This is a genomic window from Achromobacter sp. FW305-C-30-7 (assembly GCF_058783105.1).
In genome coordinates, this window is the sequence record NZ_JBYSYI010000011.1 from 37,019 (window position 1) to 62,344 (window position 25,326).

Consider the following 25,326-nt stretch of genomic DNA (forward strand, 5'->3'; position numbering starts at 1 on the left):
CAGGCGGCCCGTTCGCCCCATGAAAAACGCCCTGGAGCGCGCTTGGCGCCCAGGGCGTTTTTCATGGGCGGGTCCGCGGCGCAGGCGCCATGGACCGCGGCGCCGTTTACTTCTTCTTCATCATGTCGAAGAATTCGGCGTTGGTCTTGGTGGCGCGCATCTTGTCCAGGATGAATTCCATGGACTGGACTTCGTCCATGTCGTGGATGAACTTGCGCAGCACCCAGACCTTCTGCAGCAGGTCCGGCGCGATCAGCAGCTCTTCGCGGCGGGTGCCGGACTTGTTCAGGTTGATCGACGGGTAGACGCGCTTTTCAGCCAGGCGGCGCTCGAGGTGGACTTCGGAGTTGCCGGTGCCCTTGAACTCTTCATAGATGACTTCATCCATGCGGCTGCCGGTTTCGATCAGCGCCGTGCCCAGGATGGTCAGCGAACCGCCTTCTTCCAGGTTGCGGGCGGCGCCGAAGAAGCGCTTGGGGCGTTGCAGGGCGTTGGCGTCCACGCCGCCGGTCAGCACCTTGCCGGAAGCCGGCACCACGGTGTTGTAGGCGCGGGCCAGACGGGTGATCGAGTCCAGCAGGATCACGACGTCCTTCTTCATTTCGACCAGGCGCTTGGCCTTTTCGATGACCATTTCCGCGACCTGCACGTGGCGGGTGGCGGGTTCGTCGAAGGTCGAGGCCACCACTTCGCCGCGCACCGTGCGCTGCATTTCGGTCACTTCCTCGGGGCGTTCGTCCACCAGCAGGACGATCATGACCGCGTCGGGGTAGTTGGTGGTGATGGCGTGCGCGATGTGCTGCATCATCACCGTCTTGCCGGACTTGGGGCTGGCGACGATCAGGCCGCGCTGGCCCATGCCGATGGGGGCGAAGACGTCAAGAATGCGGCCCGTGAGGTTTTCCTCGCTCTTGATGTCGCGTTCCAGGCGCATGGTCCGGTTTGGATGCAGCGGCGTCAGGTTTTCGAACATGATGCGATGCTTGATCGCTTCGGGCGCCACGCCGTTGACCTTGTCGACCTTGACCAGGGCGAAATAGCGCTCGCCATCCTTGGGCGTGCGCACTTCGCCTTCGATCGAGTCGCCGGTGTGCAGGTTGAAGCGGCGGATCTGCGAGGGCGAGATGTAGATATCGTCCGTGCTGGCCAGATACGAAGTCTCGGGCGAGCGCAGGAAGCCGAAGCCGTCCGGCAGGACTTCGAGGACGCCGTCGCCGAAGATCTGCTCGCCTTGCTTGGCGCGCCGTTTCATGATGGCGAACATCAGTTCCTGCTTGCGCAGGCGGTTGGCGTTCTCGATTTCCAGGCCGGCGGCCATTTCCAGCAGCTGCGAGACGTGCAGCGCCTTCAGTTCGTTGAGGTGCATCGCGGTGGGATTTTGGGGGAGAGTGAAGGAGAGTTCTGGCGGCGCGCCACGGACGGGCACACGCGGTATTGAATGAGCGCCGCCCCGAGGGCGGCGCCTTCGTTCACGGCACGCGGCTTACAGCGCGCCGTCCAGGAATGCGGTCAGTTGCGACTTCGACAGCGCGCCAACTTTGGTGGCGGCGGCTTGGCCGTCTTTAAAGAGCATAAGGGTAGGGATGCCGCGGATGCCGTACTTGGTGGCGGTGCCCTGGTTTTCGTCGACGTTCAGCTTGGCGATCGTCAGGCGGCCGGCGTATTCCGTGGCGACTTCTTCCAGGATCGGGGCAATCATCTTGCAGGGGCCACACCAGGCAGCCCAGTAGTCCACCAGCACCGGCTGGCCGGATTTCAACACATCGGCATCGAAGCTGGCGTCACTGACGTTCTTGATTTGGTCGCTCATGATGGTGATTCTCGGTTCGGCAGCAAAAGGCGCGTAAAAAGGGACGCGCCTCGCCGTTGTTCTTGTTTGTGGATGGACTCAAGCATACCACTGTCAATAACAACAGGCATACCACTGTTAATAACAACAGGAGTTGCTGGATTTGTGTAGGATGTTGCGGCGCAGTTGTCGCGATCCGGGCCGTGTGGCCCCGATGCGCTGGCTGTGACTGTCATCATCCTACCGAATTCGGAGCTGCTCAGGTCGTGCTCATCCCACTGGGAGCCGCGCAGAATCTAGGCTTATCCGTAAAATGTCGGTTTTTTTCCACAGATGTTGGGGATAACTTGGCCACTCCACGTTACACCGAGGCGTCCATTCGCGTCCTGAAGGGACTGGAGCCCGTGCGCCAGCGCCCGGGCATGTACACCCGAACCGAAAACCCCCTGCACGTCGTGCAGGAGGTCATTGATAACGCCGCAGACGAGGCCTTGGCCGGCTACGGCAAGCAGATCCAGGTCACGCTGCATATCGACGGCAGCGTTTCCGTCGAGGACGACGGGCGCGGCATTCCCGTCGGCCTGCATCCCGAAGAGCATGCTCCCGTGGTGGAGCTGGTGTTCACGCGCCTGCACGCCGGCGGCAAGTTCGACAAGGCGGGCGGCGGCGCCTACGCCTTCTCCGGCGGCCTGCACGGCGTCGGCGTGTCGGTTACCAACGCCCTGGCCACGCGCCTGGAAGTGGTGGTGTGGCGCGACGGCGCCGTCAATCGCCTGGTTTTCAAAGGCGGCGACGTGGCCGAGCCCCTGGCGCCCTATGACCAGGGCGGCCGCAAGAAGTCCGGCACCCGCGTGCGCGTCTGGCCGGACGCCAAATACTTCGACAGCCCCAACATTCCGCTGGGCGAGCTGACGCACCTCTTGCGCAGCAAGGCCGTGCTGCTGCCGGGGGTCAAGGTGTCCCTGGTCAATGAGAAGACCGGCGACACCAAGACCTGGCAGTACCAGGACGGCCTGCGCGGCTACCTGTCCGAGGCGCTGGCCGGGGCGGAGTTGATGGTGCCGTTCTTCGAAGGCGAGCAATACGCCGGCGCCGACCACGAGAACTTCGCCGAAGGCGAGGGCGCCCAGTGGGTGGTGGCCTGGACCGAGGACGGCAACGCCGTGCGCGAGTCCTACGTGAACCTGATCCCCACGCCCGCCGGCGGCACCCATGAATCGGGTCTGCGCGAAGGCCTGTTCAGCGCGGTCAAGGGTTTCGCCGAACTGCACAGCCTGCTGCCCAAGGGCGTCAAGCTGCTGCCCGAAGACGTGTTCGCGCGCGCCAGCTTCGTGCTGTCGGCCAAGGTGCTGGACCCGCAGTTCCAGGGGCAGATCAAGGAACGCCTGAACAGCCGCGACGCCGTGCGCCTGGTCGGCGGTTTTTCCAAGAGCGCGCTGGATCTGTGGCTGCACAGCAACGTCGAGTACGGCAAGAAGCTGGCCGAACTGGCCATTCGCCAGGCCCAGGCGCGCCAGCGCTCGGCCCAGAAGGTGGAAAAGCGCAAGAGCTCGGGCGTGGCCGTGCTGCCGGGCAAGCTGACTGATTGCGAATCCAGCGACGCGACCCGCACCGAAGTCTTCCTGGTCGAGGGCGACTCCGCCGGCGGTTCGGCCAAGATGGGCCGCGACAAGGAATTCCAGGCCATCCTGCCGCTGCGCGGCAAGGTGCTCAATTCCTGGGAAGTGGACCGTGACCGGCTCTTCGCCAACAACGAAATCCATGACATTTCCGTCGCCATCGGCGTGGACCCCCACGGCCCCGGCGATACGCCAGACCTGTCGGGCCTGCGCTACGGCCGCATCTGCATCCTGTCGGACGCGGACGTCGACGGTTCGCACATCCAGGTGCTGCTGCTGACGCTGTTCTACAAGCACTTCCCCAAGCTGGTCGAAGCCGGCAACGTGTTCGTGGCCAAGCCGCCCCTGTTCCGCCTGGACGTGCCGGCGCAGGGCAAGCGTCCGGCGCGCAAGATCTACTGCCTGGACGAAGGCGAACTCGAGGCCGCGCAGGACAAGCTGCGCAAGGAAGGCGTGCGTGAAGGCGCCTGGGCTGTCAGCCGCTTCAAGGGCCTGGGCGAAATGAACCCCGAGCAACTGTGGGAAACCACCATGAATCCGGACACGCGCCGCCTGCTGCCCGTGGGCTATGGCGACCTGACGCCTGAAGACACCACCCGCATGTTCGACATGCTGATGGGCAAGGGCGAGTCCTCGCAGCGTCGCGCCTGGATCGAAGAGAAGGGCAACCTGGCGGAGCTGGACATCTGATGGCCGCGTCCGCGCCCGGGCAAGCCCGTATGGATGTCGAGATGACGGCCGACGACTACGCCGACTTCGCCGCTTACGTGTACAAGCGGCCGGAGCTGCGCCGCCGCCGCTATCGCTCCCATCTGCGTTTCGCGGTCCTGATGATCGTGGCCCTGCTGGCCTACCTGATCTGGCAGACCTGGGACGGCAATATGCCGAACTGGGGGCGGATCCTGCCCGTGTACTTCCAGGGGTTGGCGGTGGGCCTGGGCATCCTCATGCTCCTGGCGCTGGCCTACGAGTACATCCTGCCGGCGCTGGTCAGGATGAACACGCGCCGCATGCTGAAAAGGCAGCCCGACGAGTTGTTCCTGGGCCGCCATCAGCTGGATTTCGGCGCCGACGGCATCACGGACACCACTTCTACTGCCTCCGGACGCATGGACTGGTCCGATGTGCGGCGCGTCGAGGAAACCCCGCAACATCTCTATGTCATTCTCGGCACCTTGCAAGGCGTGATCATCCCCAAGCGCGGGCAGGACGCCGCCACGCTGGATGCGGTGCGGACCCAGCTGCGCGCGCATGTCGCCGATACGCAGCTGATGTCGTCCGCGCAGGCGCTTTGACGCCGTTTCGATGAAATTGTCTACCTGAATACATCATGACCGACAGCAATCAACCTGGCTTGTTCGATTCCAACCCGCCCGGCGGCGATGGCGACGGCGATGGCGATGCCGCCATCACCCTGGCGCGCTACGCGGAGCAGGCCTATCTGGACTACGCGGTTTCCGTGGTGCGCGGCCGCGCCCTGCCTGACGTGGGTGACGGGCAGAAGCCGGTGCAGCGCCGCATCCTGTACGCCATGCAGGCGATGGGACTGGCCGCTGGCGCCAAGCCCGTGAAGTCCGCGCGCGTCGTGGGCGACGTGCTGGGCAAATACCATCCGCACGGCGACCAGGCCGCCTATGACGCGATGGTGCGCATGGCGCAGGATTTCTCGCTGCGCTATCCGCTGATCGACGGCCAGGGCAACTTCGGATCGCGCGACGGCGACAACGCCGCCGCCATGCGATACACCGAAGCCCGCCTGACGCCCATCGCCAAGCTGCTGCTGGACGAGCTGGACGAAGGCACGGTGGACTTCGTGCCCAACTACGACGGCAGCCAGCAAGAGCCGCAGATGCTGCCGGCGCGCCTGCCCGTGATGCTGCTCAACGGCGCCTCGGGCATCGCGGTCGGCATGGCCACCGAGATTCCGCCGCACAACCTGCGCGAAGTGGCGCAGGCCTGCGTGGCGCTCATCAAGCATCCGCAATTGCCGGACGCCGAGCTGCACGCCTTGATCCCGGGTCCGGACTTCGCGGGCGGCGGGCAGATCATTACGCCGGCCGAGGACATCGCCCAGATCTACGCGGGCGGCCGCGGCTCGCTCAAGGTGCGCGCCCGCTGGCAGTTCGAGGAAATGGCGCGCGGCCAGTGGCAGTTGGTGGTCACCGAGCTGCCGCCCGGCACCTCGGGCCAGAAGGTGCTGGAAGAGATCGAGGAAATCACCAACCCCAAGGTCAAGACCGGCAAGAAGAGCCTGACGCCCGAGCAGACCCAGGCCAAGGCCGTGATGTTGAACCTGCTGGACGCGGTGCGCGACGAATCCGGCAAGGACGCCGCCGTGCGCCTGGTCTTCGAACCCAAGACCTCGCGCGTGGACCGCGACGAATTCGTCAATACCCTGCTGGCGCAGACCAGCATGGAAAGCAGCTCGTCCATCAACCTGGTGTGCATCGGCACCGACGGCCGGCCGCGCCAGAAGGGCCTGCGCGACATCCTGGTCGAATGGATTGCATTCCGCACCAACACCGTGGTGCGTCGCACGCGCTACCGCCTGGACAAGGTCATCGACCGCATCCACGTGCTGGAAGGCCGCATGGTCGTCTACCTGAACGTGGACGAAGTGATCCAGACGATCCGCGAATCCGACGAACCGCGCGCCGCGCTGATGGAACGCTTCAAGCTGTCCGAACGGCAGGCCGAGGACATCCTGGAAATGCGCCTGCGCCAGCTGGCCCGCCTGGAAGGGTTCAAGATCGAACAGGAACTGGCGGACAAGCGCGAGGACCAGGTGCGCCTGCAGGAACTGCTGGACAATCCCGCCTCGCTCAAGCGCCTGCTGGTCAAGGAAATCGAGGCCGACGCCAAGCAGTACGGCGACGACCGCCGCACGCTGATCGAGACCGCCGAGCGCGCCGTGCTCGAAACCAAGGTGCTGGACGAACCCGTCACCGTGATCGTGTCGCAAAAGGGCTGGCTGCGCGCCCGCCAGGGCCATGGCCACGACGCCTCGCAATTCGGCTTCAAGCAGGGCGACGATATGTACGGCGCCTTCGAGTGCCGCACCACCGACACGCTGATCGCCGTGGGCGACAACGGGCGCGTCTATTCGGTGCCGGTCGGCGGTCTGCCTTCGGCCCGCGGCGACGGCCAACCCGTCACCACCATGATCGACCTGGGCAGCGGCACGCGCATCGTCCACACGATCGCGGCCGCGCCCGACAGCCGCTGGCTGCTGGCCACGCGCGGCGGCTACGGCTTTGCCGCCAAGCTGTCCGACATGGTCAGCCGCCAGCGCGCCGGCAAGCAGTTCATCACCCTGGAAGAGGGCGACGAACTCCTGCGCCCGGTGCCGCTGTTCGCTGGCGCCAAGCAATTGGCGCTGCTCTCGCACAAGGGCAAGTTCCTGGTCTTCGGCCTGGACGAGGTCAAGACCTTGTCCGGCGGCGGCCGCGGCACCATCCTGATGGGGCTGGACGGGACCGACAAGCTGGACCAGACCGTGCCCATTGGCGCGGGCGGCCTGCGCGCTGCCGGCATCTACCGCAACAAGCACACCGAGGACATCCTGGTGGGCGATGCGCTGGCGCCGTACATCGGCAAGCGCGCGCGCAAGGGCCGGGCGCTGGACGTGCGGCCGAAGCAGCCGGTGCTGTCGCCGGTGCTGGGCTAGGCCCCGGCGGGCAGGCAAGAATGCGGCGGGCTTCGGCCCGCCGTTTTTTTTCGCCTGTTGACCAGCGGCGAGATCCCGGTATTTAATAGATAGACTATTCAGTCTATTAATTAAAGATGCGCAAGATCGACCCCATCAAGCAGCAGGAACGACGGAATCAGATACTGGCCGCGGCGGCGGACTGCTTTGCCGAGCAAGGCTTCCATTCGACGTCCACGGCGCAGATCTGCGCCCGCGCCGGAATGAGCCCGGGCAACCTGTTCCATTACTACGGCAGCAAGGCCGAAATCGTCGAAGCGCTGATCGCGTCGGACACGGCATCGGCGCGCGAGCTCATGCGGGAAGCGTGCGCCGCGCCGGACGCGCGGCGGGCGCTGGCGGACTGGGTCGGCGCGCAGTTGGCGCTGCATCAGGATCCGGCCTACGTCAGGCTGGGCATGGAAATCCTGGCCGAGGCCGTGCGCAACCCGCGGGTGCATGCGCTGGTGATGGAGAACGAGGCTGCACGCAAGGCCGGCCTGGTGGTGCTGTTGGAAACAATCTGGGCGCATCGCTTGCCGCCGCAGCCGCCAGCGGAAATGGCCGACACCTTGTTGCTGTTGCTGGATGGCGTCTACAGCCGTTCGGTGGTCGATCCCGCTTTTGGAGCGGTAGCGGGCAGCCGCTTGTTGGAGCAGGCCTTATTGCGCTGCCTGCCCCCTGGCAAAGCCAGGCGGGCCGCAGCCGCAGGGAGGCAGGCATGAACGCGCCGGCAACCTACGCGCGGCTGGAGCAGGTCGACGCGCTGCGCGGCTTCGCGCTGTTCGGCATCCTGGTGGTCAACATCGGCGTGTTCTCTTCGCCGTTCTATGGCGCCGGCGTCGCTGATCCCTCCTATTCGCAGCCGCTGGATCTGACCGTGCGCTGGCTGATCGCCTGGCTGTTCGAGACCAAGTTCTACCTGCTGTTTTCGTTCCTGTTCGGCTACAGCTTCACCCTGCAGATGAGCGCCGCCGAGCGCAGCCAGGCGGCCTTCGCGCCGCGCTTCCTGCGGCGGCTGGCGGGCCTGGCGCTGCTGGGCTTGGCGCATGCCGTGCTGTTCTATCAAGGCGACATCCTGCTTACCTATGCGTTGTTGGGGTTGGCCCTGCTGCTGTGCCGGCGCATGGAGCCCAGGCGGGCGCTGCGCATTTCACTGTGGATCATCGTGCTGACCGCGTCGCTGTGGGCCATCATGGGCGCGCTGAGCTACCTCGATCCGGTGCCGCCGGAGTACACGGCGCAGTACTACGCGGATGCGCTGAGCGCGATCGAGGCGTACCGGGGCACCATAGGCAGCACCATCGCGCAGCATATGAAGGAGCTGACTGAGGGAGTGTGGTTCACGGTCCTGTTCGTGCAAGGGCCGTTCGCGTTCGCCATGTTCCTGGCTGGCTACGCGCTGGGCCGCCGGCATGCGCTGGCGGACCCCTGGCGCCAGCCGCGGACACTGTGGCTGCTGTGCGCGCTGGGCCTGGGGCCTGGCCTGGCGGGGTCCGCAGCCTACGCCTTCAGCGCGCTGCCATCGGCGGGCGTGGCCTGGGAACTGCCGGGGCTGGCGGCCGACCTGCTGACCGCGCCGCTGCTCAGCATGTCGTACGCCGCGGCCTTGCTGCTGGCGATGCGCACCCCGTCCGGTGCGCGGCTGGCGGGCTGGCTTGCGCCGGCCGGGCGGATGGCGCTAAGCAACTACCTGATGCAGTCGGTCGTCTGCGCCTTCCTGTTCACCGCATGGGGCCTGCGGCTGTTCGCCTCGGTTTCGCCGCTGGCGGCATTCTGCATCGCCGTGGCGATTTTCGCGGCGCAGCTGCCGCTGTCGGCATGGTGGTTGCGGCGCCATGCTTACGGCCCGGTGGAATGGTTCCTGCGCGCGCTCACCATCGGCGCATGGCCGGCCTGGCGGCGCGCGCGGGCGGACTGATCAGACCGGCTTGGCGCGCAGCCGGCCGACGGCGGCGCCGCCATCCCGACGGCCCTGGCGCGTCCACATGCCCGCCAACAACAGCAGCGCGGGCACGTACACCCAGAAGTCGGACCAGCGCTGCGGGTTGGGCGCCTTCACTTCCACCACGTCCCAGCCTTGTTCCCAGCCCGCGCGCTGGGCGCGGCTGCCGAAGCGCACGCCGCCGATCTGCGTCTGGTCGCCCAGGCTCATCAGCGTCAATCCCGCCTCGGCCAGGCGCTTGCGGCCGGCGTCCTGTCCGCCAGCGTTGTCGGTCAATTCAGGCAGGGCGACGGCGACGGTCTTGGTCAGCTCGTCGCCTTCCAGGTTGATGCCGCGCAGCACCACCGTCAACCGTCCATTGTCGGGCAGCGCGCCCGCGATGGCCTGCATCTCGGACGCGGGCCGGCTTTCATGGCGGGCTGCGAAATGGTCCATGAACCAGTCCGGGCGGAACAGCATGAACGTGACCAGCAGCAGCACGCCGACTTCGACCAGCGTGCAGCGCACGCGGAACCAGCGCATGGTGGCGGCGGCGAAAGTCAGCGAGGCGATGGTGGCGCCCGTCACCACCAGGGCCAGCTCCCAGCCGTAGGTGACGTCGATCAGCAGCAGCATGGGGTTGAACACGAACATGAACGGCAGGATGGCCGTGCGCGCCGCGTAGGTCACGCCCTGGATGCCGGTCTTGATCGGGTCCTCGCCCGAGATGGCGGCAGCCGCGAATGTGGCCAGCCCCACGGGTGGCGTGATGTCGGCCATGATGCCGTAATAGAAGACGAACATGTGCACGGCGATCAGCGGAATGACCAGGCCGCTCTGCGCGCCCAGTTCCACCACCACGGGCGCCATCAGCGTCGCCATCAGGATGTAGTTGGCCGTGGTCGGCATGCCCAGGCCCAGGATCAGGCAGACCACCGCCGTGAAGATCAGCATCAGCAGCACGTTGCCCATCGACACCAGCTCGACGAAGGCCGTCATGCGCAGGCCCAGGCCGGTCAGGGTGATGGCGCCGACGATCAGCCCGGCGGTGCCGCAGGCGATGGCGATGCCTATCATGTTGCGGGCGCCGTCCTCCAGGCCGCCAATGGCGTCGCGCCAGCCCTGGCGCCAGGCCGGGGCGGCCGGCTGCTTGCGGAACCAGGCGATCAGCGGACGCTGCGTCACCATCTGGAACAGCATCGCCATTGCCGCCCAGAACGCCGAGAGGCCGGCCGACAGTTCTTCCACGCTCAGGCACCAGACCAGGATGCCGATGGGGATCAGGAAGTAGAGCCCGGCGCGCACCGTGGGCCAGGGCTGCGGGCGCACCGGATGGTTGATGTCGATGTCCTGCGGCAGATCGGGATGGCGCGCCGCGATGCGCAGCAGCCATAGATAGAGCGCCGCCAGGATGGCCAGCAGCACCCAGATGGCCGCGGCGCCCGCCACGGCCTGCACGCCCGTGCCTATCCAGTAGGCGGCGCCCATCACCAGCAAGGTGCCGCTGATGCCCATGCCCCATCCGGCCAGCTTCTGCAGCGGCGTACGGGCCGGACCCGAGGCCATCATGGGCTGGATCCCCAGTTTCAGGGCTTCCAGGTGGACGATGTAGAACAGCGCGATGTACGAGATCGAGGCCGGCAGGATCGCGTGGCGGATGATGTCGGTATAGGGGATGCCGACGTATTCGATCATCAGGAAGGCGGCGGCGCCCATCACGGGCGGCATGATCTGGCCGTTGACGGACGAGGCGGTCTCGATCGCTCCCGCGCGCACGCCGCCGTAGCCGGCCTTCTTCATGAGGGGAATGGTGAAGATGCCGCCCGTCACCACGTTGGCCACCGACGACGCCGACACCAGGCCGTTGACGGCCGAGGACACCACGGCCACCTTGGCCGGCCCGCCGCGCAGATGTCCCAGCAGCGCGAATGAAACCTGCATCATGTAGTTGCCGGCGCCGCACTTGTCCAGCATGGAACCCAGCAGCACGAAGATGAAGATGTACGACACCGACACCCCCAGCGCCACGCCGTACACGCCTTCGGTCGTCAGCCACATGTGCGACATCAGGCGTTCCAGCGAAGCGCCGCGGTGCGCCAGCACGTCGGGCAGCCAGGGGCCGGCCAGGGCGTAGGCGACGAACACCAGGCCCAGCACCGTCATGGGCAGGCCGAGCGCGCGGCGCGTCACTTCCAGCAGCAGCGCCAGGCCGATCGCCGCAGTGGCCACGTCCATGGTCGTGGGCTGGCCGGGGCGACCCGCCAGCTCGTTATAGAAGAGGTACAGATAGCTGCCGCAGAAGCCCGCCATCAGCGCCAGCGCCCAGTCGTACCAGGGCATGCGGTCGCGCGCCGAGCGTTTGCTGGCGGGATAGGCCAGATAGCCCAGGAACATGGCGATGCCCAGGTGCAGGGCGCGCGCCTCGGTGTCGTTGAAGATGCCCCAGCTCAGCGTGAACGGCAGCGGCGATGCGTACCAGAGCTGGAAGAAGGACCAGATCAGCGCGCCCGCCGCCAGCGTGGCGCCCGCCAGGCCGCCGGCATTGCGGCCTCCGCGGTCGGCGTCGGCGACCAGCTGTTCCAGGTCCGGGGCCGGCGTGTGCGGCTCTTTAATCATGAAATTCCCCTACGTGTCATGGCGCGCGCCGGCGGCGCGGCGCGCGTTGTGTCCTTGCGCGCTTGCGCCGCGCAAGGGGCGGCAGCCTGCGCGCCGGGCGTGAGCCCAGGTCACGAAGGCGTGCCGTGTCAGCGGCCCTGAGGCCCAGGCCTCAGAGCAGGCCCTTTTCCTTGAAGTACTTCTCGGCGCCCGGATGCAGCGGCGCCGACAGCCCGTTCTTCACCATGTCCGCCGCCTTCAGGTTGGCGAATGCGGGGTGCAGCTTCTTGAAGTCGTCGAAGTTGTCGAACACCGCCTTGACCACGGTGTAGACGGTGGCGTCGGGCACGTCGGCCGAGGTGACGAAGGTGGCCGTCACGCCGTAGGTCTTGGTTTCCGCCGGGTTGTTCGGATACAGCCCGGCCGGAATCGAGGCGTGGGCGTAGTACGGGTACTTCTCGACCAGCTTGTCCACGGCGGGGCCGGTCAGCGACACGAGCTTGGCGCCGCAGCTGGTGGTGGGGTCCTGGATGTTGGCCGAGGGGTGGCCGACGCCATAGAAGAAGCCGTCGATCTTGCCGTCGCACAGCGCCGAGCCGTGCTCGTCGGGGCGCAGCTCGGACGCCAGCGAGAAATCCTTCAGCGTCCAGCCCATGGTGCTCAGCAATTCCTCCATCGAGGCGCGGGTGCCCGAGCCGGGGTTGCCGACGTTGAAGCGCTTGCCCTTCAGGTCTTCGAAGCTCTTGATATTGGCTTCCTTGCGCGTCACAACCGTGAACGGTTCGGGGTGGATGGAGAACACCGAGCGCAGCTTGGTATACGGCCCGGCCTGCTTGAACTGGCCTTCGCCCTTGTAGGCGTTGAAGCCCACGTCGGATTGCACCACGCCCAGGTCCAGCTCGCCGGCCTTGATGGTGTTGGCGTTGAAGACCGAGCCGCCGGTCGATTCGACCGAGCAGCGGATGCCGTGGTTGGAACGGTCCTTGTTGACCAGGCGGCAGATCGCGCCGCCGGCGGCATAGTAGACGCCGGTGACGCCGCCCGTGCCGATACTGACGAACTTCTGTTGGGCGGAGGCCGGAGCCGGCGCCGTGGACAGCAAGGCCGTGGCGAGACCCGCGGCTGCGAGCGTCCAGGCGTTGCGATGGCCCAAGGGGTGTTTGACGGACGTGGTCATGCAAACTCCTTTTGGGGTTTTTTCCCCGTGATATTGCCGGTCTTGGCCGGCGGTTGGCGCGCCCCGCGAGCCGCGGAGCACCCTGTGCGTATCATCACGAGCCCGCGCCAGGCGGGCGGCGCGGCGGCTCGACGTCCGCCGCGCTTGCAGGCAAGCAGGCTCTAGGCCCGCGTCTGCGCAATGGCGGCGTCGATGGCGCCGACCAGACGTTCGGTTAACTGGTCCAGCTCATCGTCGGAAATGATGAAGGGCGGGGCGAGCAGCACGTGGTCGCCCTGGCGGCCGTCGATGGTGCCGCCCATCGGGTAGACCATCAGGCCAAGGGCCATGGCCTCGCGTTTGATGCGCGCATGCAGCGACAGCGCCGGGTCGAAGGTCTGCTTGCTGGCGCGGTCCTGCACCAGCTCGACGCCCATGAAGAGGCCCCGGCCGCGGATGTCGCCCACATGCGGATGCGCGCCCAGCGCGCTGTCCAGCCGCTGGCGCAAGCCTGCGCCCTGCGCTTGCACGCGCGCCAGCAGGCCGTCGCGCCGGATCACGTCCTGCACGGCCAGCGATGCGGCGCAGGCGATCGCATGGCCCAGGTAGGTGTGGCCGTGCTGGAAGAAGCCGCTGCCTTGCTGCATGGCGTCCACGATGCGCTGCTGAACCATCACCGCGCCGATCGGCTGATAGCCGCCGCCCAGGCCCTTGGCGATGGTGATCAGGTCGGGACTGATGCCTTCCTGTTCGACCGCGTACAGCGTGCCGGTGCGGCCCATGCCGCACATGACCTCGTCGGCGATCAGCAGCACGCCGTGGCGGTCGCAGACTTCGCGGATACGCCGGAAATAGCCTGGCACCGCCGTGACGGCGCCAGCGGTGGCGCCGACCACCGGTTCGGCCACGAAGGCCATCACCGTGTCCGGACCCAGTCGTTCGAAGGTCTGCTCCAGCTCCTGCGCCAGGCGCTCGCCGTATTGCTCGGGACTTTCGCCCTCGCGCTGGTCGCGGTAGGCGTAGCAGGGCGAGACATGTTCGACTTCGATCAGGAGCGGCGCGAACTGCGCGCGGCGCCAGGCGTTGCCGCCCACCGCCAGCGCGCCCAGCGTGTTGCCGTGATAGCTCTGGCGCCGCGCGACGATGTGGCGGCGTTCCGGCTGGCCGATTTCCACGAAGTACTGCCGCGCCATTTTCAGCGCGGCTTCGACGGCTTCCGATCCGCCCGAGACGAAGTAGGCATGGGAGACGCCTTCTGGCGCGTCGGCCACCAGCCGCTCTGCCAGTTGCTCTGCGACCTCGGTCGTGAAGAAGCTGGTGTGGGCATAGGCCAGCGCGTCGATCTGCGCGTGCATCGCAGCCTGGACGTCGGGGTGGTTGTGTCCCAGGCAGGAGACCGCCGCGCCGCCCGAACCGTCGAGGTAGGAGCGGCCGGCGCTGTCATAGACCCACACGCCCTGGCCGCGGACCGCGACGGGAGGCGTCTGGCGTAATGAACGATGCATGACATGGGTGTGGCTCATGGGGCAATTCCGCAATGCAAGAGGTTGAAGGCGAATCCGGGCGGGGTATCAGGCGGGGCGGCGCGGCGGGGCGCTGCTCCAGTAGACGTTGTCGTTGAGCAGGCGTTGTTCCACTTCGGTCAAGCGGTTCAGCACTTCGTCGCCGCCGCGCGCGGTCAGACGCGCGATCAGGTGCTCGGCCAGGCCGAGCAGCCCAGCCGTGGTGTGGAAGAACGAACCGGGACCTTGGCGCGCCGGGCGCGCCCGCACGCCTTCGCGATCCGGCGGCGCGAAGCGCAGGGTATGGCGGGCGTCGACGGCAAGCGGCGACAAGGGATCATCGGTCAGCGCGATCAGCGCCACGCCGCGTTGTGCGGCCTGGCGGGCCAGCTGCACGGTGGCGGTGGGATAGGGCGCTTGCGAAATCACGATCAGCGCATCGCCCGTCCCCAGGTTGTCGGCCTGCTCGGCGGGTGCGCCGCCCAGGCCGTCTATGAGCATGCTGTTGCGCCGCACCAGCTGGTAGGCGTAACGCATCTGGAAGGCAATGCCGAAGGCCGAGCGGGTGCCCAGGAAGCCGACCTGCCTGGCCTCCAGCAGGGTCTGCACCGCGGCGTCGAAGGCAGAGGGCGGATTCAGTGCGCAGACGGAGCTCATGGCCTGGATCTGGTAGTCGGTCAGCACATCGTGCCCGGGCGCGGCGGGTTCGCCCGCTGCGGCCTGCAAGGCGGCGGCACGGTCGCGCAGCCCCGGCGTGGCTTGTCCCGCCAAGGCCTGCTGGAAGGGCAGGCGGAAGTCTTCGTAGCTGGAAAAGCCAACGGCGCGCGCCAGCCGCAGCATCGTCGCCGGCGCCACGCCCAGGGTCTGCGCCTGGCGCCGCATGGACCACAGGCCGACCTCGGCGGGATGCGCCACGACCCAGTGCGCCGCCCGCTGTAGTTCCGGGGGCAACTGTTCCAGTTTTTCCTGGAGGGTCAGGAGAAGGTCGGACGGCAAGGACATGTACGGCAGCAGGTTTTCATAAAAAACAGATGATAAATCTGTGGTTGATAAAAAAACATATGTTTTTATAAGGATTTTCACCTAGAACGCAGGGGCGGACAAAAGAAGCGTCACGCAGGTAATTCCATGAAATCCACCGTTATCCTCCGCAAATCAGCGCTTATTTACTTACATCATGCAACGGGATTTTTGTTTGACGGGAATGAATCGTGCGCATATCATTTGTGTAGAAATGAATTTGACCGAACCTTCTTTTTCCCATGACTGACGCCGCGAAATCCGATCCTTCACAGCAATACGATTTGCGCATCTTGCGGGCCTTGCGCCGCATCACGCGTTCCATCGCCTTGCATTCGCGCCAGCTGTCCGCCGTCAGCCACATCACGGCGCCGCAGCTGATGTGCCTGCGCACGGTCATGGCCAACGGGCCGATGACGGCAACCGCCATCAGCCGCGAAATGCACGTCAGTCCCAGTACCGTGGTCGGGATCCTGGATCGCCTGGAAGACAAGGGCTTGATCCGCCGCGAACGCGGCCGCGAAGACCGCCGCATCGTATTCGTCACGGCCACCGACGCGGGCCGCGACCTGGCGCAAGGCGCGCCGTCGCCGTTGCAAAAGCACCTGGCCGACGCGCTCAACGCCTTGCCCGAACTTGAACAGGCCACCATCACGCTGTCCCTGGAGCGCATCGTGGCGCTCATGGAACAGGACGGCCAGGCCGCCGTCGAGACGCATGGCGATGTGTCTTCGCCCATCCTTGAAGTGCCCACGGGCGGGGCACCCCCTGAATCAGGAATCGTTGCATGAAGAAAAACGAACTGGATACCCCAACCCTCTCAAGTGCCGTGGCGCCGGCGGTCAGCGCGCAGACCCATACCATGCGTCTGCCCGACCGCAAAGACGGCGCCGCCATCCACCGCCTCATTTCCGAGTGCCCGCCGCTCGACCTGAATTCCCTCTACGCGTACCTGCTCCTCGCTGAGCACTTCCGCGACACCTGCGTCCTGGCCGAAAGCGCCGGCGGACGCATCGACGGTTTTATCTCCGCATACGTGATCCCGGACCGGCCCGACACCTTGTTTGTCTGGCAGGTCGCGGTGCACACCCGCGCACGCGGCCATCGACTGGGCCGCGCCATGCTACGCGAGCTCTTGCGCCGCAAGGGTCTCGAGCATGTCCGCTATCTCGAAACCACGGTGGGGCCTGACAACCAGGCATCGCGCCGCAGCTTTGCCGGCCTGGCCGGCGAACTCGGCGCCCACGTCTCCGAACAGCCGTTCTTCGACCGGCAACTGTTCGGCGGCGCGGACCATGACGACGAGATGTTGTTGAGGATAGGTCCGTTCGCCTTGCCGGCCCCCTAGGGGCGGCGCAAGCCCAGCGGTCTTATCGAATACCGGGATGGTTGGCCGATCCGGATGCGTCCGCGCACCCGGAAGGGCTCTGGCCGTCCGTCCACTTATGAGATGAAAGGGAGGATTAATCATGGACTTGAAGATCTTTGACCGGATGGAGTCGGAGGTACGGGGCTACATCCGGTCGTTCCCCGTGATATTCAGCCAGGCCAGGGGCTCGACCCTGATCGATGAGGACGGCACCGAATACATCGATTTCTTCAGCGGCGCCGGCACGCTGAACTATGGCCACAACAATCCTGTTCTCAAGGAAAAGCTGCTGGAGTACGTCCAGTCGGACGGCGTGGTGCATGGCCTGGACATGGCCACCAGCGCGAAGAAGCGTTTCCTGGAGACGGTGGACCGCGTGCTGCTCAAGCCGCGCAACTGGCAATACACCTTGCAGTTCACCGGCCCGACCGGCACCAACGCGGTGGAAGCCGCGCTGAAGATCGCGCGCCAGGTGAAGGGGCGTCCCAACGTCATCTCGTTCACCCATGGCTTTCACGGCGTGAGCGGCGGTTCGCTGGCGGTGACGGCCAACATGAAGTTCCGCGAGGCGTCCGGCTATGCCCTGGGCAACACCACCTTCATGCCCTACGACGGCTACTTCGGTCCGGACGTGGACACCATGGCCTACCTGGAGCGCATGCTGGAAGATCCCAGCAGCGGCATGGACAAGCCCGCCGCCGTCATCGTGGAAACGGTGCAGGGCGAGGGCGGCGTCAACGTGGCGACGCTGCGCTGGCTGAAGGAACTGGAAAAGCTGTGCAAGCGCCACGACATGCTGCTGATCGTGGACGACATCCAGGTCGGCTGCGGCCGCACCGGCACCTTCTTCAGCTTCGAGGCCGCCGGCATCCGGCCCGACATCATCACCCTGTCCAAGTCGCTGTCGGGCTTCGGCCTGCCGATGTCGCTGGTGCTGATGAAGCCCGAGCTGGACGTCTGGAAGCCGGGCGCTCATAGCGGCACCTTCCGCGGCAACAACCTGGCTTTCGTCACCGCGACCCAGGCGTTGGAAACCTATTGGGCCAATACCGCCTTCACCGCCGAGATCCAGCGCAAGGAGCGCCAGGTGCGCGACTGGCTGGAGAACCTGGTGCATAGCTATCCCAACGCCGGCCTGTCGGCGCGCGGCCGCGGCCTGATCCAGGGGCTGGTGTGCAACGCCACGCCCGCGCTGGCCAACCGCATCGCGCAGAACGCCTTCAAGAAGGGCGTGGTGATCGAGACCTCGGGCGCGCAGGACGAAGTGCTGAAGCTGCTGCCCGCCCTGACCATCGAGGAAGAACTGCTGAGCAAGGGCCTGGACGTGATCGAAGCCAGCGTCGCGGAAGCGCTCGCCGAAGAAGGGCAGTCCGCCCGCATCCTGAAATTTGGAGGAAAACGTCAATGATCGTACGCAATGTCAAAGATGTGATCGGCACCGCCGACGAAGTCCGCACCGACACCTGGGTCAGCCGCCGCGTGCTGCTGAAGAAGGACGGCATGGGCTTCTCCTTTCACGAGACCACCATCTTCCCGGGCGGCCGCACCCACATCCACTACAAGAACCATCTTGAAGCGGTGTGGTGCATTGAAGGCGACGGCTCCATCGAGACCATCGCCGATGGCAAGAAGTACGACCTGGGACCCGGCGTGGTCTATGCCCTGAACGAAAACGACGAGCACTGGCTGTGCGGCGGCAAGGAGCCGCTGCGTGTCATCTGCGTCTTCAACCCGCCGCTGACCGGCCAGGAAGTGCACGACAAGGAAGGTGTCTACGCCTTGCCCGAGGCCGAGGCCCAAGCGGCCTGACATACACATACAAGGAGGTTCGCATGATCTCACCTGCACAGGATCCGTACGCCTCCCGTACGGATCGAAGTTCCGCCATCATTGCCCGCCAGGATCCGGTGGTCTATGAAAACGGCCAGTACGCCAGCGCATTGAATGCCGGCCAGGTCGAGCAATACGAGCGCGACGGTTTCATCCTGCTGGAGAACCTGTTCTCCGACGATGAAATCCGCGCCTTGTCCACCGAGGTCGAGCGCATGACGCGCGACCCCTCGATCGTCCGCCGCGAAGAGTCCATCACCGAGCCCGGCAGCAATGCGGTGCGCTCGATCTTCATGGTGCACGTGCTCAATCCCATCCTGTCGCGCCTGGTGCGCGATCCGCGGCTGGTCAACGTGGCGCGGCAGATCCTGGGCTCCGAGGTGTACATCCACCAGTCGCGCGCCAACATGAAGCCGGGCTTCAAGGGCAAGGAGTTCTACTGGCACTCCGACTTCGAGACCTGGCACGTCGAGGACGGCATGCCGGCGATGCGCGCCCTCAGCTGCTCGGTGCTGCTGACCGACAACAATGAGTGCAACGGCCCTCTGATGCTGGTGCCCGGTTCGCATCGGCAGTTCATTTCGTGCGTGGGTGAAACGCCGAATGATCATTACAAGCAGTCGCTGAAGAAGCAGGAATACGGCGTGCCGGATCCGGTCAGCCTGCAACTGCTGGTGGAGCAGGGCGGCATCCGCTCCATGACGGCCAAGGCCGGCTCGGTGGTGTTCTTCGACTGCAACACGATGCACGGCTCCAACAGCAATATCTCGCCCTGGCCGCGCGCCAACGTGTTCATGGTCTACAACAGCATGGACAACACCTTGAACCCGCCCAAGTACGGGCTGACGCCGCGTCCCGAGCACATCGCGACGCGCAAGGGATTCAAGGCAGTCACGCCGCTGGATACCCTGAAGCTGGTCGGGGGCTGAACCCCCTGTGTAAATGCCCAGGCGCTGCCTGGGCATTTTCTTGTGGGCCTCTGCTATTCTCTGCGCACTCCGCTACATCGAGATCCCGCAAGCCATGTCTGCCCGCATCCTCAGCCTGCACATCTACCCGGTCAAATCCTGCGCGGGCATCGCGCTGGACGAAGCGCCCATCGACCGCGCGGGGCTGGCCCATGACCGCCGCTGGATGCTGATCGGCGCCGATGGCCAGTTCATGACGCAGCGGCAATGGCCCGCGATGGCGCTGATCCGCACGGCGCTTACGGCAGATACGCTGCGCCTGTCCGCGCCGGGCATGCCCGATCTGGACGTGGCCCTGGACGGCTCGGGACTGGAACCAGAGGCGCAGTCCGTGGCCGTCTGGAGCGATACCACTTCCGGCCGGCGCGAAAGCGCGGCGGCTGGGCTGTGGTTTTCCGATTTCCTCAAGACGCCGTGCCGCCTGTACAAGGTGGACGCGGCCGCGCAACGCAATGCCAAGCCGGATTGGGTGTCGCGCTGGCTGGACGCGCATCCCGACCTGGCGGAACCGTTCGCGGGCCAGCACTGTTTCGGCTTTGCCGATGGCTTTCCGTTGCTGGTGGCCAACCAGGCCTCGCTGGACGATCTGAATGCCCGCCTGCAGGCCAAGGGCGTGGCGCCGGTGCCCATGGACCGCTTCCGCCCCAATATCGTCGTGCAGGGCGAATGGGAAGCCTTCGAGGAAGACCACACCGCCATGATCGAGGCTGCAGGGGTGAAGATGGCTTTCGTCAAGCCTTGCACCCGTTGCTCGATTCCCGATATCGACCAGAATACCGCCCAGCAATACGAAGAACCCGGCCGCACGCTGGCGGGCTACCGCAATCTGGAGATCGGCGTGGTGTTCGGCCAGAACGCCATCCTCGACGCGCCCGCAGGCGCGCGCCTGAAGGTGGGCGACGAGGTCGGAATCGAACTGGATTTCTGATCCCGCGCCCCCGCCGCCGGGGCCTCAAGCCGAGGACAGCTTCAGGCCTACCAGGCCGAGCACGATGAGGGCCACGCTGGCGATGCGCATCCAGCTGGTGGACTCGCCGAACAGCACGATGCCGGCCACGAAGGCGCCGATCGTGCCTATGCCCACCCATACCGCGTAGGCGGTGCCCAGCGGCAGGGATTTCATCGCCACCGCCAGCAGCCAGACGCTGATGGCCATGCCTCCGGCGGTGATGGCCGAAGGCCAGAAGCGGGTGAATCCGTGGGTATATTTCAGGCCTACGGCCCAGACGATTTCAAACAGGCCTGCGAGTACCAGGATGATCCAGGTCATTACGACTCCTACGCTTGTGTTGCCGGCTTGCCGCCGGCGCGAGGGGCCGTCCCCAGTATCAAACGCACCGGCCGTCCGGCCGCGCGCGGCAACGGGCCGTCCCGCTGCGGCAAAAATTATAGAATACCGGGTTCATACGGCAAAACCGGGTGCCGGGCATCACTCTAGCAACACTTCGCGTTCCGGGACGCGAAACCAGGATATCAATCATGCAACGCATCATGCTGCGGGCAAAACTGCACCGCGTCACGGTCACCGAGGCCGACCTGCACTACGAAGGGTCGTGTGGCATCGACGAAGACTTGCTGGACGCTGCCGGCATGCGCGAGTTCGAACGCATCGAGCTCTACAACGTCACCAACGGTGAACGTTTCGACACCTACATCATCAAGGCGGCCCGCGGCAGCGGCGCCATCTCCTTGAACGGCGCCGCCGCGCGCCGCGCCCAGGTCGGCGACCTGATGATCATCTGCACCTACGGCCCGATGTCCGAGGCCGACTCGGCCACGCACAAGCCGCTGGTGGTGCTGGTGGACGACGCCAACCGCGTCAAGGAAATCCGCAAGTTCCCGGCCTGAGGCCGGGCCGGGCGGAGCGCCTCGCGAACGAGGCGCTCCGCTAACACCCTGAACCGTTTCATCATGAGCTTCCAGGTCATCATCCAACCCAGCCAGCACCAATTCCCCGTCGAACCCGGCCAGACCGTGCTCGATGGCGCGCTGGCCGCTGGCATCGTCCTGCCGTACAGCTGTCGCAACGGCGCCTGCTCCACCTGCAAGGGCCGCGTGGTGTCCGGGGAGTTCGACGCGGGGCAGTACCCCGCGCAGATTCTTTCGCCCGAAGAGCTGGCCGACGGCTACACGCTGTTCTGCCAGGCCCGGCCTGAATCCGACATGGTGGTCGAATCCACCGAAGTCCGCCTGGCCAGCGACATCCAGATCCGCAAGCTGCCGTCGCGCGTGCAGACGCTGGAACGCGTGGCCCCGGACGTCACGGTGATCAAGCTGCAGCTGCCGGCGTCCGAGCAGTTCCGCTACTACGCCGGCCAGTACATCGAAGTCATCCTGAAGGACGGCCGCCGGCGCAGCTATTCGATGGCCGGCGCGCCGCATACCGGCAGCCCCCTCGAACTGCACATCCGGCACATGCCCGGCGGCGTGTTTACCGACCACGTGTTCGGCGCCGGCGACACGCAGATGAAAGAGCGCGAAATCCTGCGCCTGGAAGGGCCGTTCGGCTCCTTTTTCCTGCGCGAAGACAGCGACAAGCCCGTCGTGCTCCTGGCCAGCGGCACGGGCTTCGCCCCGGTCAAGGCCATCGTCGAGCATATGATCCACCACAACATCAAGCGCCCCGTGGCCCTGTATTGGGGGGGGCGCCGTCCGCACGACCTCTACATGGACGCGCTGGCGCAGTCGTGGGCGGGCATGCTGCCCGATTTTCGCTATGTGCCCGTGGTGTCCAATGCCTTGCAGGAAGACGGTTGGACGGGGCGCACCGGCTTCGTCCACGAAGCCGTCATGCAGGACATTGCGGACCTGTCGGGCCATCAGGTTTACGCCTGCGGCACGCCGCTGATGGTGGACGCCGCAAGGCGCGAATTCAGCGCTCAGAACGGACTGCCGGCGGACGAGTTCTACGCCGACGCCTTCACGTCCGAAGCGGACCTGGCCCGGGCCGCGCCCTAGTGTTGAGTAACAGGGCATGAGCGAGCAGGGGGGGAACGAGCGGGCCTGGAAAGGTTTGTGACTTCCGCCCCTTTTTATTCCGTAGGCGCGGGCAAAGCGCCAGGGTAAACTGCCGTGGCAGCAGCTTGCCATGGATCGTGGACATAGGGTCGGCGATCCGAGTTGGCACGCAAGGAGCAATGCGGGCATGAAAGTAGCGGTATTGGGTGGCGGCATCATCGGAATCTCCAGCGCCTGGTGGCTGAACCAGGCCGGCCACGACGTCGTGGTCATAGATCGCTGCACCGGTCCCGCCCAGGAAACCAGCCTGGCCAATGGCGCCCAGATCTCGGTTTCCTATGCCGAACCCTGGGCCAACCCGCAAGCCCCGTTCAAGTTGCTCAAATGGATGTTCCAGGATGATGCCCCGCTGCTGTTCCGTCCGCAGCTGGATTGGCGGCAATGGATGTGGGGGCTGTCGTTCCTGCGCGAGTGCCTGCCCAGCCGCCTGGCTCCGAATATCCGCGCCATGGTCCGCATGGCGGAATACAGCCGCGCGACTCTGCGCGGCATGCGCGCGGAACTCGGTATCCAGTACGACCACCTGGAACGCGGCATCCTGAATTTCTACCGCGACCCGCACGAATTCGAAAATTCGCAGCGCGCCGCCGGCCTCATGCGCGATTTCGGCGTGGAACGCCGCGTGGTTTCGGCCGACGAAGTCATCGCCATCGAGCCTGCGCTGGCGCCGCACCGCCAGACCATCGTCGGCGGCGATTACACGCCCGAGGACGAAAGCGGCGACGTACACCTGTTCACCGTGGCCCTGGCCGAGCATTGCGCCCGGGCCGGCGTCGAATTCCGCTACAGCACGCGCGCCACGCGCCTGCTGACCGAGGGCGGCGCGGTGCAAAGCATCGAAATCATCGAGCCCGACGGCCGTTACGGCGTCGTGTCGGCCGATGCCTACGTCGTGGCGATGGGCAGTTTCAGTCCCTATCTGCTGCGGCCGCTGGGCGTGCCTTGCAATGTCTATCCGGCCAAGGGCTATTCGGCGACGTTCCCGGTCATCAAGCCGGACGCCACGCCTACGGTCAGCCTGACGGACAGCAGCCACAAGGTCGTTTTCTCGCGCCTGGGCGACCGGCTGCGCATGGCCGGAACCGCGGAGCTGTCGGGCTATTCCCGCAGCCTGAATACCGGCCGCTGCGAAGCCATGACCCGGCTGGCGCGCGAACTTTTTCCCGATGCGCTCGATTTCGAGCGCGTCAGTTACTGGTCGGGCTTGCGCCCGTCCACTCCCTCGAATGTGCCCATCATCGGCCGCAGCCGTATTCCCAACCTGTACGTCAACACAGGACACGGTACGCTCGGTTGGACGATGGGCGTTGGCTCGGGCCGGGCATTGGCCGATCTGCTCAGCGGACGGCGGCCGGAACCGGAGTTTCCTTTTCTTGGTCTGTGAACCTATGAAGAATCTGCAATTGGCGGGCGTTGCCCGCGCGATGTTCGCCAGCCGGCGCGCATGGTTGTTCGGCGCCGCCATGGCGATGGCCGGCGCGGCGAATGCCGCCGCGGTCGAAATCCAGGTCTGGCACACGCTGACCGACGCAAACAAGGCCGAGTTCGAAAAGCTCGCCAAGCAATACAACAAGGAGCAGGACCAGGTCCGCGTGACGCTGCGCGGCTTCGCCTCGTCCAACGCGCTGGAACAGGAAGCCGTCACGGCGGTGAAGGCCAAGAAGGGCCCGAACCTGCTGCAGCTGACCGATAACCACTCGCCTGAAGTCGTCGCCCAGCACAAAGCCGTGCTGCCGCTGTATGAACTGCTGGCCAAGTACCCGATCAAGGACCTGAACTGGTTCGTGCCGGCCACCAGCAGCTTCACGCGCGACAGCAAAGGCCGCCTGCTGGCCTTCCCCTGGATGGCCGAAGTGCCGGTGATGTTCTACAACACCGCTGCCTACAAGAAGGCCGGCCTGGATCCCAACAAGCCCGCGCGCACCTGGACGGCCCTGCAAGGCGAGCTGCTGAAACTGCGCGACGTGGCTGACATCGACTGCCCCTACGCCTCCAGCGACCAGGTCACGGTCCACCTGGAGAACCTGGCGCCGATCAACAACCAGCAGTTCACCAGCAACAACAACGGGCTGGACGCGGTCACCAAGAAGTCGGCCGCGCCCGCCATGCAGTTCGACACGCTCTACATGCGCCATATCTCGCTGATGGTGAGCTGGAAGCGTTCGCTGCTGTTCATGGCGCATTCGGGCGACAACGCCAGCGACAAGCTGTTCGCCAAGGGCGAATGCGCGGTGCTGACGGCCAATACCGGCGCGTTCGGCCAGTTCCTCAATACCAAGTCGTTGTCCTTCGGCGTGGCGCCGCTGCCTTACTACGACCAGGTCACCAAGGACGGCGGCAAGCCGTTCGTGAGCGGTTCGGCGCTGTGGGCACTGGAAGGCCATCCCCAGGCCGAGGAAAAGGCCACGGCGCAGTTCCTGGCCTGGCTGTCCAAGCCCGTCATCGCGGCGGAATGGCATCAGCGCACCGGCTACCTGCCGCTGACCGAAGCCGCTTTCCGCGCCTCGGACGTGTCGTTCTATGAGCGCATTCCGGGCGTCCAGGCGCTGATCGCCTCCATGCGTTCCAACCCCACGGCGAACAGCCGCGGCTTTCGCATGGCCAACTACGAGCGCATCGAGCCTGTGCTGAACCAGCAGCTCAATGAAGCCTTCGAAGGCAAGGTGCCGCCGGTCGCGGCGCTGAACAACGCCGCCACGCAAGCGCGCAGCATCGCGGCGCAACGCTGATCCAGGCGGGCGGCGCACACGTCGCCGCACCCTGACGCAAGCCCGGTCTCAGGACCGGGCTTTTTTTTGGTCCGGCCGCCGCGCGACCAAACCATCCATGCGTACATGCCAGTCTGGCGATG

22 protein-coding genes are annotated in these 25,326 nt (G+C 65.8%); 15 read left to right on the top strand and 7 right to left on the bottom strand.

The genetic code is table 11. The annotated features are described in order from the left end of the window. Positions 1-106: 106 nt before the first annotated feature. Both rho and trxA read right to left on the bottom strand, forming a co-directional pair. On the bottom strand, positions 107-1,366 hold the full coding sequence (gene rho / locus AC3WOB_RS27035) for a transcription termination factor Rho (protein ID WP_006218533.1): 1,260 nt from the start codon (positions 1,364-1,366) through the stop codon (positions 107-109). Positions 1,367-1,483: 117 nt separating this feature from the next. Continuing rightward, entirely contained in the window at positions 1,484-1,810 is a 327-nt protein-coding gene (gene trxA, locus AC3WOB_RS27040) for a thioredoxin TrxA (protein WP_006218534.1), read from the bottom strand. Positions 1,811-2,136: 326 nt separating this feature from the next. Between trxA and AC3WOB_RS27045 the strand changes: the two genes are divergently transcribed. The 5 genes from AC3WOB_RS27045 (at position 2,137) to AC3WOB_RS27065 (ending at position 9,014) form a co-directional block, all read left to right on the top strand. Beyond that, positions 2,137-4,098, top strand: a complete 1,962-nt coding sequence (locus tag AC3WOB_RS27045) for a DNA topoisomerase IV subunit B (RefSeq protein WP_013392787.1) — start codon at positions 2,137-2,139, stop codon at positions 4,096-4,098. After that, positions 4,098-4,703, top strand: a complete 606-nt coding sequence (locus AC3WOB_RS27050; RefSeq protein WP_492276739.1) for a YcxB family protein — start codon at positions 4,098-4,100, stop codon at positions 4,701-4,703. The genes AC3WOB_RS27045 and AC3WOB_RS27050 overlap by 1 nt, the downstream gene beginning before the upstream one ends. A gap of 35 nt (positions 4,704-4,738) precedes the next feature. Beyond that, positions 4,739-7,075 carry a DNA topoisomerase IV subunit A gene (gene parC / locus AC3WOB_RS27055; RefSeq protein WP_492276740.1) on the top strand — a complete coding sequence of 779 codons (2,337 nt, stop codon included), beginning with the start codon at positions 4,739-4,741 and terminating at the stop codon, positions 7,073-7,075. 116 nt (positions 7,076-7,191) lie between these two features. Further along, complete coding sequence (locus AC3WOB_RS27060; RefSeq protein ID WP_492276741.1) at positions 7,192-7,818, top strand: TetR/AcrR family transcriptional regulator; 627 nt, start codon at positions 7,192-7,194, stop codon at positions 7,816-7,818. Beyond that, a complete protein-coding gene (locus tag AC3WOB_RS27065; protein ID WP_013392791.1) occupies positions 7,815-9,014 on the top strand; it encodes a DUF418 domain-containing protein in 1,200 nt (399 codons plus the stop codon). The genes AC3WOB_RS27060 and AC3WOB_RS27065 overlap by 4 nt, the downstream gene beginning before the upstream one ends. Here the strand turns inward: AC3WOB_RS27065 and AC3WOB_RS27070 are convergent, their stop codons facing one another. The 4 genes from AC3WOB_RS27070 to AC3WOB_RS27085 all read right to left on the bottom strand — a co-directional run bounded on the left by AC3WOB_RS27070 (position 9,015) and on the right by AC3WOB_RS27085 (position 15,272). Beyond that, the gene (locus AC3WOB_RS27070) at positions 9,015-11,633 is read right to left on the bottom strand and encodes a TRAP transporter permease (RefSeq protein WP_492276742.1); all 2,619 of its coding nucleotides are present in this window, start codon (positions 11,631-11,633) and stop codon (positions 9,015-9,017) included. Between the two features lie 151 nt (positions 11,634-11,784). After that, positions 11,785-12,789 carry a TAXI family TRAP transporter solute-binding subunit gene (locus AC3WOB_RS27075; protein WP_492276743.1) on the bottom strand — a complete coding sequence of 335 codons (1,005 nt, stop codon included), beginning with the start codon at positions 12,787-12,789 and terminating at the stop codon, positions 11,785-11,787. Between the two features lie 161 nt (positions 12,790-12,950). After that, entirely contained in the window at positions 12,951-14,291 is a 1,341-nt protein-coding gene (locus AC3WOB_RS27080) for an aspartate aminotransferase family protein (protein WP_492276744.1), read from the bottom strand. 48 nt (positions 14,292-14,339) lie between these two features. Next, positions 14,340-15,272, bottom strand: a complete 933-nt coding sequence (locus AC3WOB_RS27085; RefSeq protein ID WP_207471312.1) for a MurR/RpiR family transcriptional regulator — start codon at positions 15,270-15,272, stop codon at positions 14,340-14,342. Positions 15,273-15,532: 260 nt separating this feature from the next. On the opposite strand from AC3WOB_RS27085, the gene AC3WOB_RS27090 reads away from it, so the two are divergent. From AC3WOB_RS27090 to AC3WOB_RS27115, 6 genes are all read left to right on the top strand, one after another. Further along, positions 15,533-16,081, top strand: coding sequence for a MarR family winged helix-turn-helix transcriptional regulator (locus AC3WOB_RS27090; RefSeq protein ID WP_013392796.1), 549 nt, complete (start codon positions 15,533-15,535; stop codon positions 16,079-16,081). After that, positions 16,078-16,638 (top strand): diaminobutyrate acetyltransferase, encoded by a 561-nt coding sequence (gene ectA, locus AC3WOB_RS27095; protein WP_042792828.1) that lies wholly within the window; start codon positions 16,078-16,080, stop codon positions 16,636-16,638. Before AC3WOB_RS27090 ends, ectA begins: the two co-directional genes overlap by 4 nt. A gap of 121 nt (positions 16,639-16,759) precedes the next feature. Continuing rightward, positions 16,760-18,067: a diaminobutyrate--2-oxoglutarate transaminase gene (ectB, locus tag AC3WOB_RS27100; RefSeq protein ID WP_013392798.1), complete on the top strand. Its 1,308-nt coding sequence runs from the start codon at positions 16,760-16,762 to the stop codon at positions 18,065-18,067. Next, complete coding sequence (locus AC3WOB_RS27105) at positions 18,064-18,468, top strand: ectoine synthase (protein WP_013392799.1); 405 nt, start codon at positions 18,064-18,066, stop codon at positions 18,466-18,468. The genes ectB and AC3WOB_RS27105 overlap by 4 nt, the downstream gene beginning before the upstream one ends. A 23-nt stretch (positions 18,469-18,491) precedes the next feature. Then, positions 18,492-19,418: an ectoine hydroxylase gene (thpD, locus tag AC3WOB_RS27110; protein ID WP_013392800.1), complete on the top strand. Its 927-nt coding sequence runs from the start codon at positions 18,492-18,494 to the stop codon at positions 19,416-19,418. A gap of 94 nt (positions 19,419-19,512) precedes the next feature. Further along, on the top strand, positions 19,513-20,385 hold the full coding sequence (locus tag AC3WOB_RS27115; RefSeq protein WP_492276745.1) for an MOSC domain-containing protein: 873 nt from the start codon (positions 19,513-19,515) through the stop codon (positions 20,383-20,385). A gap of 24 nt (positions 20,386-20,409) precedes the next feature. On the opposite strand, the gene sugE is transcribed toward AC3WOB_RS27115, so the two are convergent. Next, positions 20,410-20,727 (bottom strand): quaternary ammonium compound efflux SMR transporter SugE, encoded by a 318-nt coding sequence (sugE, locus tag AC3WOB_RS27120; RefSeq protein WP_013392803.1) that lies wholly within the window; start codon positions 20,725-20,727, stop codon positions 20,410-20,412. Positions 20,728-20,936: 209 nt separating this feature from the next. Here sugE and panD point away from each other — a divergent pair, with 209 nt between their 5' ends. From panD to AC3WOB_RS27140, 4 genes are all read left to right on the top strand, one after another. Continuing rightward, a complete protein-coding gene (panD, locus tag AC3WOB_RS27125) occupies positions 20,937-21,305 on the top strand; it encodes an aspartate 1-decarboxylase (RefSeq protein WP_013392804.1) in 369 nt (122 codons plus the stop codon). 63 nt (positions 21,306-21,368) lie between these two features. Further along, on the top strand, positions 21,369-22,415 hold the full coding sequence (locus AC3WOB_RS27130; RefSeq protein ID WP_492276746.1) for a CDP-6-deoxy-delta-3,4-glucoseen reductase: 1,047 nt from the start codon (positions 21,369-21,371) through the stop codon (positions 22,413-22,415). Positions 22,416-22,602: 187 nt separating this feature from the next. Beyond that, positions 22,603-23,859 carry a D-amino acid dehydrogenase gene (locus AC3WOB_RS27135; protein ID WP_013392806.1) on the top strand — a complete coding sequence of 419 codons (1,257 nt, stop codon included), beginning with the start codon at positions 22,603-22,605 and terminating at the stop codon, positions 23,857-23,859. A gap of 4 nt (positions 23,860-23,863) precedes the next feature. Then, complete coding sequence (locus tag AC3WOB_RS27140) at positions 23,864-25,204, top strand: extracellular solute-binding protein (RefSeq protein ID WP_492276747.1); 1,341 nt, start codon at positions 23,864-23,866, stop codon at positions 25,202-25,204. The last annotated feature ends 122 nt before the right edge of the window (positions 25,205-25,326 follow it).

Coding starts and splice junctions, on each gene's coding strand:
- AC3WOB_RS27090 (WP_013392796.1), top strand. CDS start 15,533: ATGACTGACGCCGCGAAATCCGATCCTTCACAGCAATACGATTTGCGC.
- parC (WP_492276740.1), top strand. CDS start 4,739: ATGACCGACAGCAATCAACCTGGCTTGTTCGATTCCAACCCGCCCGGC.
- thpD (WP_013392800.1), top strand. CDS start 18,492: ATGATCTCACCTGCACAGGATCCGTACGCCTCCCGTACGGATCGAAGT.
- AC3WOB_RS27140 (WP_492276747.1), top strand. CDS start 23,864: ATGAAGAATCTGCAATTGGCGGGCGTTGCCCGCGCGATGTTCGCCAGC.
- trxA (WP_006218534.1), bottom strand. CDS start 1,810: ATGAGCGACCAAATCAAGAACGTCAGTGACGCCAGCTTCGATGCCGAT.
- AC3WOB_RS27130 (WP_492276746.1), top strand. CDS start 21,369: ATGAGCTTCCAGGTCATCATCCAACCCAGCCAGCACCAATTCCCCGTC.
- ectB (WP_013392798.1), top strand. CDS start 16,760: ATGGACTTGAAGATCTTTGACCGGATGGAGTCGGAGGTACGGGGCTAC.
- ectA (WP_042792828.1), top strand. CDS start 16,078: ATGAAGAAAAACGAACTGGATACCCCAACCCTCTCAAGTGCCGTGGCG.
- AC3WOB_RS27075 (WP_492276743.1), bottom strand. CDS start 12,789: ATGACCACGTCCGTCAAACACCCCTTGGGCCATCGCAACGCCTGGACG.
- AC3WOB_RS27135 (WP_013392806.1), top strand. CDS start 22,603: ATGAAAGTAGCGGTATTGGGTGGCGGCATCATCGGAATCTCCAGCGCC.
- AC3WOB_RS27060 (WP_492276741.1), top strand. CDS start 7,192: ATGCGCAAGATCGACCCCATCAAGCAGCAGGAACGACGGAATCAGATA.
- rho (WP_006218533.1), bottom strand. CDS start 1,366: ATGCACCTCAACGAACTGAAGGCGCTGCACGTCTCGCAGCTGCTGGAA.
- AC3WOB_RS27065 (WP_013392791.1), top strand. CDS start 7,815: ATGAACGCGCCGGCAACCTACGCGCGGCTGGAGCAGGTCGACGCGCTG.
- AC3WOB_RS27050 (WP_492276739.1), top strand. CDS start 4,098: ATGGCCGCGTCCGCGCCCGGGCAAGCCCGTATGGATGTCGAGATGACG.
- sugE (WP_013392803.1), bottom strand. CDS start 20,727: ATGACCTGGATCATCCTGGTACTCGCAGGCCTGTTTGAAATCGTCTGG.
- AC3WOB_RS27080 (WP_492276744.1), bottom strand. CDS start 14,291: ATGAGCCACACCCATGTCATGCATCGTTCATTACGCCAGACGCCTCCC.
- AC3WOB_RS27085 (WP_207471312.1), bottom strand. CDS start 15,272: ATGTCCTTGCCGTCCGACCTTCTCCTGACCCTCCAGGAAAAACTGGAA.
- AC3WOB_RS27105 (WP_013392799.1), top strand. CDS start 18,064: ATGATCGTACGCAATGTCAAAGATGTGATCGGCACCGCCGACGAAGTC.
- AC3WOB_RS27070 (WP_492276742.1), bottom strand. CDS start 11,633: ATGATTAAAGAGCCGCACACGCCGGCCCCGGACCTGGAACAGCTGGTC.
- AC3WOB_RS27115 (WP_492276745.1), top strand. CDS start 19,513: ATGTCTGCCCGCATCCTCAGCCTGCACATCTACCCGGTCAAATCCTGC.
- panD (WP_013392804.1), top strand. CDS start 20,937: ATGCAACGCATCATGCTGCGGGCAAAACTGCACCGCGTCACGGTCACC.